This window comes from Caulobacter sp. SRI_014 (assembly GCF_057586315.1).
On the sequence record NZ_JBYCZQ010000002.1, the window covers coordinates 315,996 to 333,300 of the forward strand.

A 17,305-nucleotide genomic window follows, 5' to 3' on the forward strand; every position below is an offset into this window, starting at 1 on the left:
GCTCCCGACTTCTTTGTGCGGCATACTTGAGGGGTCCCGAGGCTTTTCGCCAGCCCCTCATCCCTGCGCGGGCCTTTAGTTCAGCTGCATCCGCACGCGTTCGCGGGCCGCCCGGGCCGAGACCGCCGCGCCGCCGTCGAGGATCGTCGCCCGGCCGAGCGCCTCCAGCGCCCCGGCCAGGGCGCCCTGGCCTTCGCGGGCCCGGGCGACGTCGAGCCAGGGGCGATGATCTCGCGGGTTGAGGAGGGCGCGGCGGAGGGCGCTGCGCTCGGCGGCCGGCCAGTCTGCCCGCTGCTGGGCGCGGGCGAAGATGTTGTTCTGCAACCGGATGAGGACGGCGCGGTCGCTGACCGGGGCCATCAGGGCCTCCAGCCGGCTGGCGACGTCGGGAGTAAGGCCGGCCCGCAGGGCCCGGCGCGACAGTTCGGAGGGGAGGACGATGCGGCCCTCGCTGAATGGGTCGAGGGCCATCGGCCCCTCGCGGGTCTCGATGCGCAGCAGGAAGTGGCCGGGGAAGTCGACGCCGTGCACCTGCAGCTTACAGCCGCGGGCGGCGTGGATGTAGACGACGCCCAGCATCACCGGCAGGCCCTTGCGGCGCTCAACCATATGGATCAGGTCGGCGTTGGCGGGACTGTCGTAGGTGATGACATCGCCCTCGAGACGCAGGTCGCCGGCCATGGCCTCGGCGATGGCCTCTTCGGGGCTTTCCTTGTCGAGGCGGGCGGCCAGCCGTTCGACGGCTTCTCGGCCCAGCTCCATGGCCGGCCCGGTGTCGCGATCGGGGTCCTCGTGCACGGCGCAGGCCAGGGCGGCGTCGAACAGGGGAAAGGCGTCGTCGGGCGCCTCGCCTGCCTGGGCCAACAGCTGTTCCGCGTCCTGCCGGGTCATGACCCTCTAATAGCCGCCTCAATAGCCATCTGGCCATGCGTCGGGAATGTGACGCGGCCATTTGCCCGGAGACAGGGCGATGAGGTCGAGCCGGACGGTAACGCCCTTCAGGGCCGGGCGGTTCGCCGCCAGCTGGGCGCCGGCCCGGCGCAGGCGTTCGCGCTGGTCGATGCGCACGGCTTCGAGGGCGGCCTCCGGCGTCGTGCGGCTCTTGACCTCGCAGACGGCCAGGATGCGGCCCTTGAGGGCGAGGAGGTCGATCTCGCCCTGCGGAGTCTTCAGGCGAAAGCCGAGGATGCGGTAGCCCTTCAGCATCAGCACCAGCGCCGCCCAGATCTCGGCCCGGCGGCCGGAGCGGCGGGCGGCCCCGCCCCGCCGGCTGCGGACCTCGTTCACCGCTGGTCCTTCAGGGCCAGGGCCTTGCGGTAGAGCTCGCGGCGATTGACGCCCAGGGCCTTGGCGACCTCGGAGGCGGCCTCGCCTGGCGGCAGGCGGGTCAGGGCCTCGGCCAGGGCGGCGTCGGCGTCGGCCTCGGTGGCGACCTCGTTCTCGCCGGGCCCGACGACGACGACGATCTCGCCCCTGGGGTCGTCGAGTTTGGGCTCGGCGGCCAGTTCGGTGAGGCGTCCGCGCACGCAGGTCTCGTGAAGCTTGGTCAGTTCGCGGCAGACGGCGGCGGGGCGGTCTCCCAGCACGGCGGCCATGTCGGTGAGGGAGGCGGAGAGGCGGGGGCCGCTCTCGAAGAAGATCAGGGTCGAGCGGACGCCTGCGACTTCGCTGAGGAAGGTCTTGCGGGCGGCGCTCTTGGGCGGCGCGAAACCGACGAACATGAAGCGGTCGGTCGGCAGCCCGGCCAGGGTCAGGGCCGCGAGCGGGGCCGAAGCTCCGGGAATCGGTACGACCGTGTGGCCGGCGGCGATGGCCTCGATGGCCAGGCGCGAGCCCGGGTCGCTGACCATCGGGGTGCCGGCGTCGCTGCACTGGGCGATGCGGGCCCCGTCCGCCAGCATCTCGAGGATCTTCGGCCCGGCCCGGGCGGCCGAGTGCTCGTCGTAGCGTTCCAGCTTCTTCTTCAGGCCGTAGGCGTTGAGCAGCTTGGCGGTGACGCGGGTGTCCTCGGCCAGAACCACGTCGCAGGCGGAAAGGACATCCAGCGCCCGCAGGGTGATGTCGCGCAGGTTTCCGATCGGCGTCGCCACCAGATAGAGGCCGGGCGCGAGCGGGGCCTGCGACAGGGCCGGCGGGGGCGGACGTTCGGCCAAGGGGGCTCCGGTGTTGGGCGCGGACCGCTTGCCGCGCGTTGAAGGGCAAGGGATAGAGACTCCTCTGGTCCGCGCAAGGAGCCCCGCCGTTGGGCAAGTTCATCTTCTGGCTATCGGCGATCCTGGTGCTGGCCCTGGCGGCGGTGTTCGCCTGGTGGTGGTTCGACGCGCGCTGGAGGCCGCAAACCGTGAAGAAGCATGAAGCCGAGATCGCCAGGATCCTCGAATCCAGCGGCTATGTCTCGCCGGGGCTGGGCGGGCCCAAGGCCTATATCATCGTCTTCCGCAGCTGCCCCGACTGCATCCGCTATGTGAACGAGGAGCTGCCCAAGCTGCAGGCGGCCGGGGTCGACACCCGCGTCATCGTCATCGCCCGGGCCGACGTCGGCGGCCAGCCCAAGTCGACGGCGGCCGAGCGCACGACGGTGGCCGAGCTGTGGATCAACCGCAGCTGGCCCCTGTGGGAGCAATGGAACAGCAGGCCGCCCGAGGCCTGGACGGCGGAGGGCCTGCACCCGGCCGACGGCGACATGGCCCGCAGCGCGGTGGTCGAGGTCGCCCGCAAGGCGGTGGCGGACCTGAAGCCGCTGCTGGCGGCCAACGGCATCGAGGTCGGCGAGAACGGGGTGAAGTATCCGACGGTCATCTGGTGGACCAGGGACGGGGCGATGAAGGCCCGCGCCTGCGAGGACCCGCGCACCTACCGCTTCGTCCGCAAGGATCTTGGGGCGAAGGACCGCGCGCCCTAGAGACTGGCGTTCGCCTCGGGCCCGCGCTAACCGGAGCATCGATGCCGTCCTCCGTCCGCACCGCCTATCGTGATCGCCTGAAGGCGGGCGACATCCAGCCGGACGCGGCCCAGGAACGCGCGGTCGAGGCCCTCAGCCGCCTTGAGGCCGACCTCGACCAGGCGGGCGAGCCCGGCTTTTCCCTGTTCGGCCGCAAGCCCAAGGCCCAGAAGGGTGTCTACCTTTGGGGTCCGGTCGGGCGCGGCAAGTCGATGCTGATGGACCTGTTCTTCGACAGCGCCTCGGTGTCGAGAAAGCGCCGCATCCACTTCCACGGCTTCATGGGCGAGGTGCACGGCCATATCGACGCCTGGCGCAAGGGCGACGCCGCCGCCCGCAAGGCCAGGTTCGGCCAGAGCAAGGGCGACGACCCCATCGTCCCGACCGCCGAACTGATCGCGGGCGAGGCCCGGCTGCTGTGCTTCGACGAGCTGCAGGTCACCGACATCGCCGACGCGATGATCCTGGGCCGATTGTTCGAGGCGCTGTTCGAGCGGGGGGTGACCCTGGTCGCCACCTCGAACCGGCCGCCGGACGATCTCTACAAGGACGGCCTCAACCGCCAGCTGTTCACGCCCTTCATCGACATGCTGAAGAGCCGCATGGACGTCGTCGCGGTCAAGGGGCCGACCGACTTCCGCCTCGACCGGCTGAAAAGCGCCCGCGTCTGGCTGAGCCCCCTCGATCCCGACAACGAACGGACCTTCGACCAGCTCTGGGCCGACATGCTGGACGGCCAACCGGAGACCGGCGCCGCACTGGACGTCCTGGGCCGCAAGGTTCATCTGCCAAGGGCCAGCGGCGGGCTGGTGAGGGCCAGTTTCGCCAGCCTGTGCGACACGGCGCTCGGCCCCAACGACTACCTGGCCATCGCCGGCCGCTTCCACACCCTGTTCCTGGAAGACGTGCCGCGCCTGACCCCGGCAAGGCGCTCGGCGGCGCGGCGGTTCAACACCCTGGTCGATGCGCTCTACGAGGCCAGGGTGCGGCTGGTGACCCTGGCCGAGGTGGCTCCCCGCGACCTCTACCCCGAGGGCGAAGGCGCCTTCGAGTTCGAGCGCACGGTCTCGCGGCTGGAAGAGATGCAGTCGGCCGACTGGCTCGAGCAGGACCGGGACTGAAGACTCCAAAAAAATAGCGGCGGATCAGGTCCCCCCCGATCCGCCGCCATTCCCCCCGCGCCTCGGGTCACCGCCCCCGCGATGACCCAAACCCGGTAAAGGAGGCTTCCATGCCACGAGCTTCGCGGCTGCGGCAGTGGAAATTTCCAGTCCTATTTCTGGGTCACCCCGGCGCGAGGATCAGCTGCCGCAGCGACAGGTCAGTCGCGAAACATTCTCAATCGCTGTCGCTCGCCTTGACGCCCGCGCCTTGGGGATTAAACGAACCTCCGTGTCCTTCGAGCACCCGCCACTTCCGGAATCCCCATGACTGAAGCCAATCGGGGCGTTCGCGAACGCCCGCAATCGCCGCACACAGATGTCTGGCGCTGGCACATCACCATGGTGACCTCGATCCTGCACCGGGTCACCGGCGTCGGGCTTTACGTGACCGCCCTGCTGGCGGCGGTCTGGGCCATCACCCTGGCGGCGGGCGACGAGGCCTATGCCGGCTACATGGGCTTCCTGGGCAGCCCGATCGGGCGTCTGGGTCTGTTCGTGGCCACCCTCTGCACCTTCTTCCACCTGGCCCATGGCATCCGCCACCTGGTCTGGGACGCGGGCAAGGGCTTCGACATCAAGACCTCCAACGCCAGCAGCATGGCCGAACTGGTCTTCGCCGTGGTCGCCAGTGTGGCGGTCTGGATCATCGCCGCCACCATGGGAGCCCTGGGATGAGCAAGTACCGCACCCCCCTCTCCCGCGCTCGCGGCATGGGCGCCGCTCACCACGGCGCCTCGCACTGGATTGCCGAACGGGTCAGCTCCATCGCCCTGGTCCCGCTGGTGCTTTGGGCCGTGTTCGCCGTCATCCATATCGCGCCGTTGTCGCGCGGCGAGGCCATCCTCTGGCTGACCAGCCCGCTCAACGCGGTGCTGATGGTGCTGACCTTCCTGGTCGGCTTCTGGCACATGCATTCGGGCCTGCGCGTGGTCATCGAGGACTACGTGGACACCATGGTTCCGCGCACTATCTCGCTGCTGGTGAACCTCTTCATCTGCGTCCTGGCCGGCGGCCTGGCCATCTTCTCCATCCTCAAGATCGCGTTCGGAGGGGCCCTCTGATGGCGACCACCTACAAGTTCATCGACCATACCTATGACGTCGTCGTGGTCGGGGCCGGCGGCTCGGGCCTGCGCGCCGCGCTGGGCTGCGCCGAAGCCGGCCTGAAGACCGCCTGCGTCACCAAGGTCTTCCCGACCCGGTCGCACACCGTGGCGGCCCAGGGCGGCATCTCCGCCAGCCTGGGCAACATGGGCGAGGATAACTGGCGCTGGCACATGTACGACACCGTCAAGGGGTCGGACTGGCTGGGCGACCAGGACGCCATCGAATATCTGACCCGCAACGCCCCGGCCGCCGTCTATGAGCTGGAGCACTGGGGTGTTCCGTTCAGCCGGACGGAAGAGGGCAAGATCTACCAGCGCGCCTTCGGCGGCATGACCAAGAACTACGGCGAGGCCCCGATCCAGCGGACCTGCGCCGCCGCCGACCGTACCGGGCATGCGATGCTGCACACCATGTACGGCCAGGCGCTGCGCAAGAACGTCGAGTTCTTCATCGAGTACTTCGCCCTCGACCTGATCATGGACGACGGCGTCTGCCGGGGCGTCACCGCCTGGAAGCTGGACGACGGCACCCTGCACCGCTTCCAGGCCCAGAAGGTGATCCTGGCCACCGGCGGCTATGGCCGCGCCTACTTCAGCGCCACCAGCGCCCACACCTGCACCGGTGACGGCGGGGCCATGGTGCTGCGCGCCGGCCTGCCGTTGCAGGACATGGAGTTCGTTCAGTTCCACCCGACCGGCATCTACGGGGCCGGCTGCCTGATCACCGAAGGCGCCCGCGGCGAGGGCGGTTACCTGACCAACAGCGAAGGCGAGCGCTTCATGGAGCGCTATGCGCCGACCGTGAAGGATCTCGCCCCGCGCGACATGGTCAGCCGGGCCATGACCATCGAGATCCGCGAAGGACGCGGGGTGGGTCCCAACAAGGACCACATCTTCCTGCACCTGGACCACCTGGACCCGGCCATCCTGGCCGAGCGCCTGCCCGGCATCAGCGAGACCGCCAAGGTCTTCGCCGGCGTCGATGTGACCAAGGCGCCGATCCCGGTGCTGCCGACCGTCCACTACAACATGGGCGGCATCCCGACGAACTATCACGGCGAGGTCCTGACCCTGAAGGACGGCCAGCCCGACACCCCGGTGCCGGGCCTGATGGCTGTGGGCGAAGCGGCCTGCGTGTCAGTGCACGGCGCCAACCGCCTGGGCAGCAACAGCCTGATCGACCTTGTGGTCTTCGGCCGCGCCGTCGGCCTGCGCTGCGCCGAGACCATGCAGGTCGGCGCCACCCAGCCGGAAATGAAGGACGCCTGGACCGACGGCCACCTGGCCCGTCTGGACCGCTTCCGCAACGCCAACGGCGGCACCCCGACGGCGGTGCTGCGCCTCGACATGCAGAAGGCCATGCAGGAGGACGCCGCCGTCTTCCGCACCGGCGAGACCCTGCAGTCGGGCGTCGACCGGATCGCCAAGGTCATCGCCCGGCGGGCCGACATCAAGACCACCGATCGCGGCATGATCTGGAACAGCGACCTGATGGAGACGCTGGAGTTCGACAACCTGGTCAGCCAGGCGGCGGTCACCGTCGGCGGCGCCCTGCTGCGTCCCGAAAGCCGCGGCGCCCACGCCCGCGAGGATTATCCGGACCGCAACGACACCGACTGGATGAAGCACACGCTCGCCTGGTTCGACGATGCGACCGGCCAGATCCACTACGACTTCCGGCCGGTGCACAGCTACACCCTGACCAACGAGATCGCCTACATCCCGCCGAAGGCCCGGGTCTACTAGGACCTCAAGAGCCAGCCCGCCCTTCGATTCAAACCTTTCAGGCACCCACCTAATGGTTCAGCTCACGCTCCCGAAGAACTCCCGCATCGGCAAGGGCCGGCATTTCGCCACCCCGGCCGGGGCCAAGCGGGTCAAGACCTTCAAGATCTACCGCTACGATCCGGACGGTCTGGAGAACCCGCGCTGGGACACCTATGACGTCGACGTCGACGCCTGCGGCCCGATGCTTCTCGACGTGCTGATCCACATCAAGAACAACATCGACCCGACCCTGACCTTCCGCCGCTCCTGCCGCGAAGGCGTCTGCGGGTCCTGCTCGATGAACATCGGCGGCCGCAACACGCTGGCCTGCACCCACGGCTGGGAAGAGGTCCCCGGGGCCCAGATCACCATCAGCCCGCTGCCGGGCATGCCGGTGGTCAAGGACCTGGTCCCCGACCTGACCATGTTCTATGCCCAGTACGCCTCCATCGAGCCCTGGCTGCACACCGAGACGCCCGAGCCGCAGAAGGAATGGCGCCAGGCCCCCGAGGACCGCGAGAAGCTGGACGGCCTCTACGAGTGCATCCTCTGCGCCTGCTGCACGACCAGCTGCCCCAGCTACTGGTGGAACGGCGAGCGGTACCTGGGCCCGGCCACCCTGCTGCATGCCTACCGCTGGCTGATCGACAGCCGCGACGAGGCCACCGGCGAGCGCCTGGACGCCCTGGAAGACCCCTTCAAGCTCTATCGCTGCCACACCATCATGAACTGTGCGCAGGTCTGTCCGAAGGGTCTGAACCCGGCCAAGGCCATCGCCGAGATCAAGAAGATGCTGGCCGAGCGGGTGGTCTGATCCAGCCGGACGGCGCCCGGCGCCGTTGGTCCATCGCCGCCCTCCTGTGGGGGGTGGCGGAGGCGACCCTGTTCTTCATCGTTCCCGACTTGCTGATCAGTTGGGTGGCCATGAACCGTGGCCTCAAGGCCGGAGCCTGGGCCAGCCTGTTCGCGGCCTTGGGGGCCGTGGTCGGCGGGGCGGCGATCTTCCTGTGGAGCGCCAACGATCCTGCGACCGTCCATCGCGCCGTGGCCGCCGTGCCGGCCATCTCCGACCAGATGATCGCCGACGCACAGGCCGACATCGACCAGAGCGGCTGGTTCATCGCCGCCATGAAAGGTCCCCTGACCAGCACGCCCTACAAGGTCTATGCCCTGCTCGCCCCGAAGAGCGGCGCCCCGTTGGCCGCCTTCGCCCCGGCCGCCCTGCCGGTCCGGTTGCCCCGGTTCCTGCTGGTGGCGGGATGCTTCGCCCTTGTCGGCCATCTGCTGCGCGAACGGGTGGATCGAAGAATCCTGTTGTCTGCCTTCACGTCAGGCTGGCTGCTGTTCTATCTGTGGTTCTGGCTGGTCCATCCGGGCTAAGCTAAAGCCGCTTGCACAAAGGTGACGCAGGCGTCATTTTCCGCCCGCATTTCCCAAGGAGGGCCGATTGGCCGATCTGGACTCACGCGTCGTCATCATCGGGGCCGGCCATGCCGGCGGCTCGGCGGCGGCGTTCCTGCGTCAGTACGGCCATACCGGCCCCATCGTGCTGGTCGGCGACGAGCCGCTGGTGCCCTACCAGCGCCCACCGCTGAGCAAGGCCTGGCTGAAGGGCGAGGCCGACGCCGAGTCCCTGAGCCTGAAGCCCGCCGAATGGTACGAGGAAAACGACTGCCGCCTGATCCTCGGCGCCACAGCGACCGCGCTCAATCGCGGCGCCAAACAGGTCACCCTCAGCAACGGCGCCACCCTCGACTACGACTACCTGGTGCTGGCCACCGGCGCGCGGGCGCGGATGCTGCCCATCCCTGGCGCGGATCTGGACGGCGTCATGGCCTTGCGCACGGCGGCGGACGCCGAGGCCCTCAAGGCGGCGCTCGGCCCCGGCAAGCGGCTGGCCATCGTCGGCGGAGGCTATGTCGGGCTGGAGGTGGCGGCGTCCGCGCGAGCGTTGGGCGCCGAAGCGGTGATCCTCGAGCGCGAGCCCCGGGTGCTGGCCCGGGTGGCCTGCGAGGCCCTTTCGACCTTCTTCACCGACTATCATGAGGCCCGGGGCGTCAGTTTCGAGCTGTCGGCCGGGGTTGAGGCCTTCGAAGGCGCGGGCGGTCACGTCACGGGCGTCAAACTGTCCGACGGCCGCGTCCTGCCCTGCGATGCCGTCATCGTCGGCATCGGGGCCATCCCCAACGACGAGATCGCCAAGGCCGCGGGCCTCGAATGCATCAATGGCGTGGTGGTTGACCTGGAAGCAAGGACGGCGGATCCGGCCGTCTTCGCCATCGGCGACCTGACCCACCGGCCGCTGCCGGCCTATGACCGCATGTTCCGTCTGGAGAGCGTGCCCAACGCCCTGGAACAGGCCAAGCAGGTCGCCTGCGCCATCGTCGGCCGTCCCGGCCCGACGCCGGAGGTCCCGTGGTTCTGGTCGGACCAGTATGATCTGAAGCTGCAGATCGCGGGCATCTCCTTCGACGCCGACCGCGTGCTGCTGCGCGGCGATCCGTCGACGGCCAGGTTCGCCGTCTTCCATCTGCAGGGCGACATCGTGCGGGCCGTCGAGGCGGTCAACGCCCCGCCCGAGTTCATGATGAGTCGCAAACTGATTGAAAACCGCACGCGAGTGAACATTGATAAGCTTGCGGACGCGTCGATTTCCATGAAAGAGGTCGCAGCTTAAGAGCGCGCCAAAGAAGAAGGTCCAAGGGGAGCGTATGGCCAAGGTTACCTACGTCGAGCACGACGGCACCGAACACACCATCGAGGTGAAGAACGGCATGTCCGTCATGGAGGGGGCGATCAAGAACAACGTCCCCGGCATCGACGCCGACTGCGGCGGGGCCTGCGCCTGCGCCACCTGCCACGTCTATGTCGACGCCGCCTGGGCCGGCAAGACCGGCGAGAAGTCGGCCATGGAAGAGTCGATGCTCGACTTCGCCGAGAACGTCGAGGACAACAGCCGCCTCTCCTGCCAGATCAAGGTCAGCGACGAGCTGGACGGCCTGGTCGTCCGGATGCCGGAAAGCCAGCACTAAGGTTTGACAGGGCCCACGACGCCGGCGGGTACGCTTCCAGCGCCGTGAGCCCCATCCCCCCGCGGCTGCGAGGGACCCGGTCTTCCGCAGCTGGATGCGCCAGGCGCATCCAGCCACCGGGTCTCGGATCAATCCGCGCGCGGATTGATCGGCGGTCTCTATCGGATGTCTTCGGCCATCAGGTCGATCTTGTAGAAGCCGCCATCCTGCAGGGCGTTCACCACGCCCATGAACTGCTCGTACTTCACCTCCGCGTCGGCCCGGACGACGATCCGCTGCGCCTGCGGCAGGCCGGCGATGCCGTTGTTGCGCATCGATACCGGCAGGGCCGACGGCAGCGCCGCCAGGCTGGTCGGGGTGTCGCCGATGTAGACCGCCCCGCTCTTCTGCAGCGAGACGATGGTCAGCTTCGGCGGCTGGGCCTTCTGCGGCGGATTGGCCACCGGCAGATCGACCGCGATCGACACCGTCGCCATCGGGGCGGCGACCATGAAGATAATCAGCAGCACCAGCATGATGTCGACAAACGGCGTGACGTTGATGTCGGCGTTCTGGTCGATCGAGAACCGGCCTGAACCGGCTCCGGCGAGTTTGGCGGCCATAAGCTCTTCCTCCCATCGATATGAGATTAAGAGCGTAATATTTTATAGTTGTAAATAGGCTTTAGAGCCCCAGCTCCCGCTGGCCGGTTTCGATCTGCGCCGCCTCGGGCAGATGGCAGGTGAACACCGCCCCGGCCCCGGGTTCGCTTTCCAGGGCCACCCAGCCTCCGTGCAGCTCGACCAGCGACTTGACCAGCGCCAGGCCAAGGCCCGGCCCGCCACGGTCCCGCCCGACGAAGCGGTCGAAGATGTGGGCCTGGACGTGGAAGGGGATGCCCCGGCCGGTGTCGGCGACGCTGATCCGCACCTCGCCCAGCGCCCGGCGGGCGGTCAGGGTAACCTTGCCCTGCGGCGGGGTCTGGCGGACGCCGTTTTCCACGAGATGGTCAAGGACCTGGGCGAAGCGTTTGGGATCGCCCCGGATCAGGCCGACCTCGTCCTCGCAGTCGACGATCAGCTCGATCTGGCCGGACTCGGCATGGCGGCTCCAGCGCTCGGCGGTTTCGTTCAGTAGTTCGCAGACCCGAACGTCGGCGACTTCCAGGGCGATCTCGCCCGAGTCGATGGCGGCGATGTCGAGGACGTCGTCGATGGAGCGGCCCAGCTGGGCCCCCGCGGTGCGCACGGCGGCCAGATGGCCCCTCGCCCGCTCGGGTAGGGCGTCACCCATGCGCTCGAGCAGCTCGCTGTAGCCGATGATCGTCGTCAACGGGGTGCGCAGTTCGTAGGAGACGTTGCCGACGAACTCGCGCTTCAGCCGCTCGGCCTCGGCCAGGGCATTCTCGCGGTCGGCCAGGGCGCTTTCCAGCCGGCGGGTGTCGGTAACGTCGGCGAAGGCGATCAGGGTGGCGCCGTCGGGCAGCGGCCGCGACTGCCAGGCGACGATGCGGCTGTCGCTGGTGCGGGCCTCGCCCGAGGCCGGGGCCCGGGCCTTGGGATCAGGGTCGGCGATGCGGCCCTTGAGCTCGGACCAGAAGACCGCGTCATGCAGGCGCGGCAGGCAGCGCTCGACGACGCCCTCGAAATCCATCGCCCCCTCGAGGTCGGCGGCCGGGATATTCCAGAACTGGGCGAAGGCGTCGTTGTGCAGCCGCATCAGGCCGTCGGAGCCGAACACGGCGACGGCGTCGTTGAGCTTGTCGAGCGTCGCCTGCTGCACCTGGATGAAGGCGTTGTATCGGGACTTGAGTTTCAGCTCGTCGGTGATGTCGCTGAACAGCAGCAGCACCCCGCCCAGCGGGTGGGGCTGGTGCACGACCCGCAGGGTGCGGCCGTCGGGCAGGCTCCAGAGGTCGTCGGGCTGGGCTTTCAGCGACTCGTAGCGGGCCAGTTCATTGGCCTTCCAGCCGGCGTAGTCGACCGTCTCGGGCAGGCGGCGGCGCTGGCGCAACCGGTCGAGGATCTCGCCGTGCGTGGGCGTCTCGGCCAGCCAGGCCGGCTCCAGGCTCCACAGCTGGGCAAAGGCGGTGTTGTGGAAGGCCAGGCGGCGGTCGCGGGTGAAGATGGCGACCGCCTCGGCGATATGGTTCAGCGTCTCGTCGTGGGCGGCGACGTGACGTTTCAGCGCCTCGCGGACGTCCTCGGCCTCGGTCAGGTCGCGGGCCGACATGGCGACATCGCCGCCTTCCAGAGGGGCGGCCCGCACCTTCAGGGCCCGGCGACGGCCTCCCAGGGTGATGCGTTTGACGGTCTCGCGGCGCTCGCCGCTCTCGGCCGCCTCGCGGGCCAGGGCGTCGGCCTCCGGATCGAGGGTCAGCTTGCGGGCGACGGCGTCGGCCAGGCCCTCGGCCCCGACGGCCTCGAGCCACAGCTTGTTGGCCCATTGCACCGACCCGTCGGCGGCGGCGATCCAGGCCGGGTCGCCCTGACCATCGAGGAAGGACGCCAGGCGAGCGGCGGTCGGCAGGGCGGCCTCACCGGCGGCGAGCGCGGTCAGCCGCAGCCAGGCCTGGGCCCCGGCGGCGCGCCCCTCGACCGAGACGGCCCCGAACGGCCCCCGGGCCTCGAAGGCGCAGGCCTCGCCCTTTTCAGTCAGGGCGCGCAGGCGGCGGGCATGATCGGCGTCGGCGCCGATCATCGCCTCCATCAAGCCTTGCGGATCATCGTCCTCGAGGTCGAACGCGGCGGCGCAGGCAGCCAGGGCCTCTTCGCCGGAGGCCAATCGGGCCACACCCTCGTCGACGACCACCAGGGCGCAGTCGAAGGCTTCAGCGGACGCCCGCGCGGCCTGGGCCCCGGCCGTCAGCTGTTCGATCCGGGTCTCGAGGGATCTGGCGCGTGCGTCACCGGCCCTGCGTTGGGCCACCGCCCACAGGGTCGCGCAGATCGCCAGACTGACCGAACCGGTCGCCGCCGCGAGGATCAGGTCGGATGGACCCAAAGCGAAATAGCCCCTCGAATCACTGTTGAGCCTACGTCAGTACCCTGCTTCGGGCGAACAGGCCGCTGGCGAATGGGCGCAGGGCCAGCCATATCACTTCAATGACCGACTGGACCAACGCCTCCGCCCCCTCGTTGGACGATTTCGCCCTGCTGGCGCAGACCGCGTTCGACGGCCTGCCGGAACCGTTCCGGGGTCTGGCGAAGGAAGCGATCGTCCGCATCGACGACTATGCGGACGACGAAACGCTTGAAGCGCTGGGCATCGAGGACGCCTTCGAGCTGACCGGCCTCTACCACGGCGTCGACCTCACCGAGCGCTCGGTGTTCGACCCCAGCCCCTTGCCGCCCCGCATCTTCCTCTACCGCCGGCCGATCCTCGACGAATGGGCCGAGCGCGGCGATGTCACCCTTGGCGAGCTGATCACCCATGTGCTGGTGCATGAGATCGGCCACCATTTCGGGCTCAGCGATGACGACATGCACCGGGTTGAGGACGAGGATTGAGTCCGGCAGTCGCCCTCTTCGCAATCGTGGCCATCGGCCCGGCCGCCTTGGCGACCGCGATCTTCGGTCTGCTGCCTACTGCCGTTCGACTGCGCGAGAACACGTTGATTAGGTCTGGCAAGCTTCATTCCCGAAAGCCAGAGCCATTCAAGGTCGAGTGGTCCTTCAGGGATTACCAAGGGCCCGACTACACAGACATCTTCACGCCGAGCCAGACTTTCTCGGATGACCCGGCTCTTCGCTTCCTGCTGGGTCTGGCGAATTGGATTCCACCCTTGATGTATGTCGCATTCACCGGCTTGGCCTGTTTGGGCGCTATCGCCTTGATCAAACCGTGAACGAATCGGCTAGAATCGCTGCATGAGCCAGCTGTTCGACATCCCCGCCCTGACCGACGGCGTCCCCGAGGCCCGGGTGATGCGCGGCGAGAACTACTTCGGCCACGGCTGGGTGGAGCTGGTCGACTATGGCCCCGGCGGGGTTCTGGCCCATGTCATGGGCGAGCGCGGCATCGCCTATGTGGTCGAGATGAAGAAGGCCGACGGCCGGGATGCGGTGTGTAGTTGTCCGGACTTCGAGGACTCGAAGCTGATCTGCAAACACGTGGTGGCGACGGCGCTGAAGGCCAATTCGGTCGATGACACCGACCTCAAGGACGCAGCCCAGCGCATCCCCCGCCTGCGCGACATGCTGGACATGGAAGGCCGCGACGACGCCGACGACCTGGCCCTGCGGGCGCGTCGCGATCCGGCGCTGTTGAAAGAGCTTGAGGGTTAGGCGTTTTTCCCACCGCGCTCTCCACCCTGCTACCGTCATCCTAGGGCTTGTCCCTAGGATCCCGGGTTCAGCTGCGACAAGCCCATGCCTTGGAGGCGCGGCCGCGCCTCCACCCCACCGCGAGAGATAGCGGACAGCGGGATCCTGGGCACAAGGCCCAGGATGACGGTAGCGCGGGGGTGGGGACGGCCCCCCCCAACCATCAGGCCGGACGCTAAACGTTCACCGGCTGGCCGAAGCGCTCGCCCAGGTAGACCCGCCGCACTTCCGGATCGTCGATGATCTCCTTCGGAGAGCCTTCGAACAGCACCTCGCCGGCGTGGATGATCGAGGCGCGGTCGATGATGTCGAGCGTCTCACGGACGTTGTGGTCGGTGATCAGGATGCCGATGCCCCGACCTTTGAGGTAGCCGATGACCTCGCGGATGTCGGCAATGGCCAGGGGGTCGATGCCGGCGAAGGGCTCGTCGAGCAGCATGAAGGCCGGCTCGGAGGCCAGGGCCCGGGCGATTTCGACCCGGCGGCGCTCACCGCCCGACAGCGAAATGGCCGGCGCCGCGCGCAGGTGTTCGATGCGCAGCTCTTCCAGCAGTTCTGTGGTGGTTTTGCGGGCCTGGTCTCGGTCCGGGATGCGCATTTCGACCACGGCCATGACGTTCTGCTCGACCGTCAGCCCCCGGAAGATGCTGGCTTCCTGCGGCAGGTAGCCGACGCCGAGGCGGGCGCGCTGGTACATCGGCAGGGCGGTGATGTCGGCCCCGTCCAGCAGGATGCGGCCGTGGTCGACCGGGATCAGACCAGTGACCATGTAGAAGCAGGTGGTCTTGCCCGCGCCGTTGGGACCCAGCAGGCCGGCGACCTCGCCGCGTTCCAGGCGCAGGGAGACGTTCTTGACGACCTGGCGATCACCGAAGCGCTTGCCGAGGTTCTCGATGACGAGCCCGGCGCCGCCGCCCTTCACCTTGTCCTGCGAGACGTCCTTCATGGCCTATTGCGACTTGCCACTCGGGAAGAGGACGGCGCGGACGCGGTTCTTGCTGCCGCGGCCCTTGGTCCCGGCGAACAGCTGCGACTGGCCGGTCTTCAGGTTGATGATCACCCGCTCGGCGCGGGCGACGTTCTCGCCCTGGATGACGATGACATCGCCGGTCAGGACGATCGTTTCGTCACGGGCGGTGTAGACAGCATGCCGGGCGCGGATGCGGCGGTCGGGCTGGACGTAGAAGACGTCGCCCTCGGCGACCAGCTTCTCGGTCTCGCCGCAGCCGTCGCCGCGTTTGGCCCCGTAGACGTTCACCGTCTGGGCGCGCAGGCGGGTCTTGGCCTGCATGGCCTCGACATCACCCTTCCAGACCGAGCGGCACTCTTCGGTGAAGGTCTCGGTCTGGTCGGCCGCGATATCGAGCGGGGCGTTGGAACGGGGCGCGATCTGGGCAAAGGCGGCGCCCGCCATCGCCAGCGTCGCTGCCAGGGCGCTCGCCGCCGCCATCACATGAACCTTGCGCATGGTCTGCCTTATTTCTCGATTCGGGCCCGGACCCGGCCCTTCATGATGACGCGTCCGGTCTCCCGGTCCACCTCATAGGCGTTTGACTGAACCTGACCAAGCGGGCCGTCGCCGGAAATGCCCTGCTGGCCGCTGATCTTGCCTGTCCGGGTGTCGATTATGCTGTCGTTCGTGGCGATACGTTGACCCTTGCCGTTATCGATGCGGACATCGCCGCTCAGACGCAGGATGCGGGTCTTCTCGTCATAGATACCCTGCTTGGCCGTCATCCGGGCCGGGGCGCCGGTCTCGCCGCCCAGGTTGAGGATCGGGTCGGTCAGGATGACTTCCTGCATAAGCGTATCGCTGCGCCGGGCCGAGCCGGCCCCGATCAGGAAGCTGCGGCCGTCGGCCATGCGGCCCATGAAGCGGGCGCCGACCAGCTTGATCTCGGTCTGGGTGACCTTGGGCAACTGATTGGGCGCCTGGATGGAGCTCCAGGTAAAATAGCCCGCCAGGGCGATGACCAGGGCCCCCATCAACGCCGGCAGGAACCAGCGCAGCACGCGGATGATGGCCGAGCGGCGGCGCCAGGCATCCATGCGGCTGTGGGGGATGGTGGCGGCTGCGGCGGTCATCGGGTTCCTAGATAGGGACGATTCAGCTGTGAGCGAAGATGTCGATGTCTTCCCAGCCGGCCAGATCAAGCGTGCAGCGGGCCGGCAGGAAGTCGAAACAGGCCTGGGCCAGCGCCGTGCGGCCTTCCCGGGCCAGCATCATCTCCAGCTTGGCTTTGGCGGCGTGCAGATAAAGAACATCGCTGGCGGCATAGGCCAGCTGTTCCGGCGTCAGGGCCGCGGCGCCCCAGTCGCTCGACTGCTGGGCCTTGGAGAGATCGACCCCGACCGTCTCCTTGACCACGTCCTTGAGGCCATGGCGGTCGGTGTAGGTGCGCGCCAGCTTGCTGGCGATCTTGGTGCACCAGACCGGGGTGGTGATGACCCCCAGGTGCAGTTCGAACATGGCGATGTCGAAGCGGCCGAAGTGGAAGATCTTGGTCACCGCCGGATCGGTCAGCAGGGCCTTGAGGTTGGGCGCGTCGTAAGTCTCGCGGTTCAGCTGGACCATATGGGCGTCGCCGTCGCCAGCGCTGATCTGCACCAGGCAGAGGGGATCGCGCCGGAAGCGCAGGCCCAGGGTCTCGGAATCGACGGCGACGGAGGTGGCGCCCGCGAACAGGCCGGCGGGCAGGTCGCCGATGTGAAGATGATTGGCCAAAGTGTCTCTCTCTATCCGGGCGTCATACCATAAAGGCTGAGGCCTGCGAGACTAAGAGAGAAGGGGTGGTGCCCAGGAGAGGACTCGAACCTCCACGACCGTTAAGTCACTGGCACCTGAAGCCAGCGCGTCTACCAATTCCGCCACCTGGGCTCGCTAGGCATCCTTGTGGGATGGCCGCGAAGGCGCGCTCATTACGGCAGGCTTTCGGCGGGGTCAATGCCGAGATTGCGATTATCTTCAGGCTCGTCTAAGCCCGCCGCAGTGG

Annotated in this window: 21 protein-coding genes and 1 tRNA gene; 12 read left to right on the forward strand and 10 right to left on the reverse strand. The window is 68.1% G+C overall.

Annotation, left to right across the window (positions count from 1 at the left end; translation table 11 throughout):
• Nucleotides 1–75: 75 nt before the first annotated feature.
• From AC2YG9_RS06940 to rsmI, 3 genes are read right to left on the reverse strand one after another with little or no spacing between them, the layout of a single operon-like run.
• A complete protein-coding gene (locus tag AC2YG9_RS06940; protein ID WP_487297222.1) occupies nucleotides 76–891 on the reverse strand; it encodes a SirB1 family protein in 816 nt (271 codons plus the stop codon).
• Nucleotides 892–909: 18 nt separating this feature from the next.
• Complete coding sequence (locus AC2YG9_RS06945) at nucleotides 910–1,287, reverse strand: YraN family protein (RefSeq protein WP_487297223.1); 378 nt, start codon at nucleotides 1,285–1,287, stop codon at nucleotides 910–912.
• The gene (rsmI, locus tag AC2YG9_RS06950) at nucleotides 1,284–2,153 is read right to left on the reverse strand and encodes a 16S rRNA (cytidine(1402)-2'-O)-methyltransferase (RefSeq protein WP_487297224.1); all 870 of its coding nucleotides are present in this window, start codon (nucleotides 2,151–2,153) and stop codon (nucleotides 1,284–1,286) included. The genes AC2YG9_RS06945 and rsmI overlap by 4 nt, the downstream gene beginning before the upstream one ends.
• A gap of 89 nt (nucleotides 2,154–2,242) precedes the next feature.
• On the opposite strand from rsmI, the gene AC2YG9_RS06955 reads away from it, so the two are divergent.
• From AC2YG9_RS06955 to AC2YG9_RS06995, 9 genes are all read left to right on the forward strand, one after another.
• Complete coding sequence (locus AC2YG9_RS06955; protein ID WP_487297225.1) at nucleotides 2,243–2,902, forward strand: hypothetical protein; 660 nt, start codon at nucleotides 2,243–2,245, stop codon at nucleotides 2,900–2,902.
• Nucleotides 2,903–2,943: 41 nt separating this feature from the next.
• Nucleotides 2,944–4,062 (forward strand): cell division protein ZapE, encoded by a 1,119-nt coding sequence (gene zapE / locus AC2YG9_RS06960; protein ID WP_487297226.1) that lies wholly within the window; start codon nucleotides 2,944–2,946, stop codon nucleotides 4,060–4,062.
• Nucleotides 4,063–4,368: 306 nt separating this feature from the next.
• Nucleotides 4,369–4,779 carry a succinate dehydrogenase, cytochrome b556 subunit gene (gene sdhC, locus AC2YG9_RS06965; RefSeq protein WP_487297227.1) on the forward strand — a complete coding sequence of 137 codons (411 nt, stop codon included), beginning with the start codon at nucleotides 4,369–4,371 and terminating at the stop codon, nucleotides 4,777–4,779.
• Nucleotides 4,776–5,165, forward strand: coding sequence for a succinate dehydrogenase, hydrophobic membrane anchor protein (sdhD, locus tag AC2YG9_RS06970; RefSeq protein WP_487297228.1), 390 nt, complete (start codon nucleotides 4,776–4,778; stop codon nucleotides 5,163–5,165). The genes sdhC and sdhD overlap by 4 nt, the downstream gene beginning before the upstream one ends.
• Complete coding sequence (gene sdhA, locus AC2YG9_RS06975) at nucleotides 5,165–6,955, forward strand: succinate dehydrogenase flavoprotein subunit (protein WP_487297229.1); 1,791 nt, start codon at nucleotides 5,165–5,167, stop codon at nucleotides 6,953–6,955. Before sdhD ends, sdhA begins: the two co-directional genes overlap by 1 nt.
• A gap of 52 nt (nucleotides 6,956–7,007) precedes the next feature.
• Nucleotides 7,008–7,790, forward strand: a complete 783-nt coding sequence (locus AC2YG9_RS06980; protein WP_487297230.1) for a succinate dehydrogenase iron-sulfur subunit — start codon at nucleotides 7,008–7,010, stop codon at nucleotides 7,788–7,790.
• 53 nt (nucleotides 7,791–7,843) lie between these two features.
• Entirely contained in the window at nucleotides 7,844–8,356 is a 513-nt protein-coding gene (locus tag AC2YG9_RS06985; protein ID WP_487297231.1) for a hypothetical protein, read from the forward strand.
• Between the two features lie 67 nt (nucleotides 8,357–8,423).
• Entirely contained in the window at nucleotides 8,424–9,653 is a 1,230-nt protein-coding gene (locus tag AC2YG9_RS06990) for an NAD(P)/FAD-dependent oxidoreductase (RefSeq protein WP_487297232.1), read from the forward strand.
• A gap of 34 nt (nucleotides 9,654–9,687) precedes the next feature.
• Nucleotides 9,688–10,008 (forward strand): 2Fe-2S iron-sulfur cluster-binding protein, encoded by a 321-nt coding sequence (locus AC2YG9_RS06995; protein ID WP_487297233.1) that lies wholly within the window; start codon nucleotides 9,688–9,690, stop codon nucleotides 10,006–10,008.
• A gap of 158 nt (nucleotides 10,009–10,166) precedes the next feature.
• Here AC2YG9_RS06995 and AC2YG9_RS07000 read toward each other — a convergent pair whose 3' ends face one another.
• Both AC2YG9_RS07000 and AC2YG9_RS07005 read right to left on the reverse strand, forming a co-directional pair.
• Nucleotides 10,167–10,610, reverse strand: coding sequence for an ExbD/TolR family protein (locus AC2YG9_RS07000; RefSeq protein WP_487297234.1), 444 nt, complete (start codon nucleotides 10,608–10,610; stop codon nucleotides 10,167–10,169).
• Between the two features lie 61 nt (nucleotides 10,611–10,671).
• Nucleotides 10,672–12,990, reverse strand: coding sequence for a sensor histidine kinase (locus AC2YG9_RS07005; protein ID WP_487297235.1), 2,319 nt, complete (start codon nucleotides 12,988–12,990; stop codon nucleotides 10,672–10,674).
• Nucleotides 12,991–13,091: 101 nt separating this feature from the next.
• On the opposite strand from AC2YG9_RS07005, the gene AC2YG9_RS07010 reads away from it, so the two are divergent.
• From AC2YG9_RS07010 to AC2YG9_RS07020, 3 genes are read left to right on the forward strand one after another with little or no spacing between them, the layout of a single operon-like run.
• Nucleotides 13,092–13,496, forward strand: a complete 405-nt coding sequence (locus AC2YG9_RS07010) for a metallopeptidase family protein (RefSeq protein ID WP_487297236.1) — start codon at nucleotides 13,092–13,094, stop codon at nucleotides 13,494–13,496.
• Complete coding sequence (locus tag AC2YG9_RS07015) at nucleotides 13,493–13,834, forward strand: hypothetical protein (protein WP_487297237.1); 342 nt, start codon at nucleotides 13,493–13,495, stop codon at nucleotides 13,832–13,834. Before AC2YG9_RS07010 ends, AC2YG9_RS07015 begins: the two co-directional genes overlap by 4 nt.
• Before the next feature lie 22 nt (nucleotides 13,835–13,856).
• Nucleotides 13,857–14,273 carry an SWIM zinc finger family protein gene (locus tag AC2YG9_RS07020; protein WP_487297238.1) on the forward strand — a complete coding sequence of 139 codons (417 nt, stop codon included), beginning with the start codon at nucleotides 13,857–13,859 and terminating at the stop codon, nucleotides 14,271–14,273.
• Nucleotides 14,274–14,487: 214 nt separating this feature from the next.
• Here AC2YG9_RS07020 and lptB read toward each other — a convergent pair whose 3' ends face one another.
• The 5 genes from lptB to AC2YG9_RS07045 all read right to left on the reverse strand — a co-directional run bounded on the left by lptB (nucleotide 14,488) and on the right by AC2YG9_RS07045 (nucleotide 17,190).
• Nucleotides 14,488–15,258, reverse strand: coding sequence for an LPS export ABC transporter ATP-binding protein (lptB, locus tag AC2YG9_RS07025; RefSeq protein WP_487297239.1), 771 nt, complete (start codon nucleotides 15,256–15,258; stop codon nucleotides 14,488–14,490).
• Between the two features lie 3 nt (nucleotides 15,259–15,261).
• Nucleotides 15,262–15,780, reverse strand: a complete 519-nt coding sequence (locus tag AC2YG9_RS07030) for an LptA/OstA family protein (RefSeq protein ID WP_487297240.1) — start codon at nucleotides 15,778–15,780, stop codon at nucleotides 15,262–15,264.
• An 8-nt stretch (nucleotides 15,781–15,788) separates the two neighbouring features.
• A complete protein-coding gene (gene lptC, locus AC2YG9_RS07035) occupies nucleotides 15,789–16,397 on the reverse strand; it encodes an LPS export ABC transporter periplasmic protein LptC (protein ID WP_487297241.1) in 609 nt (202 codons plus the stop codon).
• A 22-nt stretch (nucleotides 16,398–16,419) separates the two neighbouring features.
• Entirely contained in the window at nucleotides 16,420–17,037 is a 618-nt protein-coding gene (locus tag AC2YG9_RS07040) for a ribonuclease D (RefSeq protein WP_487297242.1), read from the reverse strand.
• Between the two features lie 66 nt (nucleotides 17,038–17,103).
• Nucleotides 17,104–17,190 (reverse strand) — tRNA-Leu (locus AC2YG9_RS07045).
• Nucleotides 17,191–17,305 lie beyond the last annotated feature (115 nt).

Excerpts from the sequence above, each read along its gene's own strand:
- lptC (WP_487297241.1), bottom strand. The coding sequence starts at position 16,397 with ATGACCGCCGCAGCCGCCACCATCCCCCACAGCCGCATGGATGCCTGG.
- sdhA (WP_487297229.1), top strand. The coding sequence starts at position 5,165 with ATGGCGACCACCTACAAGTTCATCGACCATACCTATGACGTCGTCGTG.
- zapE (WP_487297226.1), top strand. The coding sequence starts at position 2,944 with ATGCCGTCCTCCGTCCGCACCGCCTATCGTGATCGCCTGAAGGCGGGC.
- sdhD (WP_487297228.1), top strand. The coding sequence starts at position 4,776 with ATGAGCAAGTACCGCACCCCCCTCTCCCGCGCTCGCGGCATGGGCGCC.
- AC2YG9_RS07020 (WP_487297238.1), top strand. The coding sequence starts at position 13,857 with ATGAGCCAGCTGTTCGACATCCCCGCCCTGACCGACGGCGTCCCCGAG.
- AC2YG9_RS07030 (WP_487297240.1), bottom strand. The coding sequence starts at position 15,780 with ATGCGCAAGGTTCATGTGATGGCGGCGGCGAGCGCCCTGGCAGCGACG.
- AC2YG9_RS06940 (WP_487297222.1), bottom strand. The coding sequence starts at position 891 with ATGACCCGGCAGGACGCGGAACAGCTGTTGGCCCAGGCAGGCGAGGCG.
- AC2YG9_RS06995 (WP_487297233.1), top strand. The coding sequence starts at position 9,688 with ATGGCCAAGGTTACCTACGTCGAGCACGACGGCACCGAACACACCATC.
- AC2YG9_RS07000 (WP_487297234.1), bottom strand. The coding sequence starts at position 10,610 with ATGGCCGCCAAACTCGCCGGAGCCGGTTCAGGCCGGTTCTCGATCGAC.
- sdhC (WP_487297227.1), top strand. The coding sequence starts at position 4,369 with ATGACTGAAGCCAATCGGGGCGTTCGCGAACGCCCGCAATCGCCGCAC.
- AC2YG9_RS07010 (WP_487297236.1), top strand. The coding sequence starts at position 13,092 with ATGACCGACTGGACCAACGCCTCCGCCCCCTCGTTGGACGATTTCGCC.
- AC2YG9_RS06980 (WP_487297230.1), top strand. The coding sequence starts at position 7,008 with ATGGTTCAGCTCACGCTCCCGAAGAACTCCCGCATCGGCAAGGGCCGG.
- lptB (WP_487297239.1), bottom strand. The coding sequence starts at position 15,258 with ATGAAGGACGTCTCGCAGGACAAGGTGAAGGGCGGCGGCGCCGGGCTC.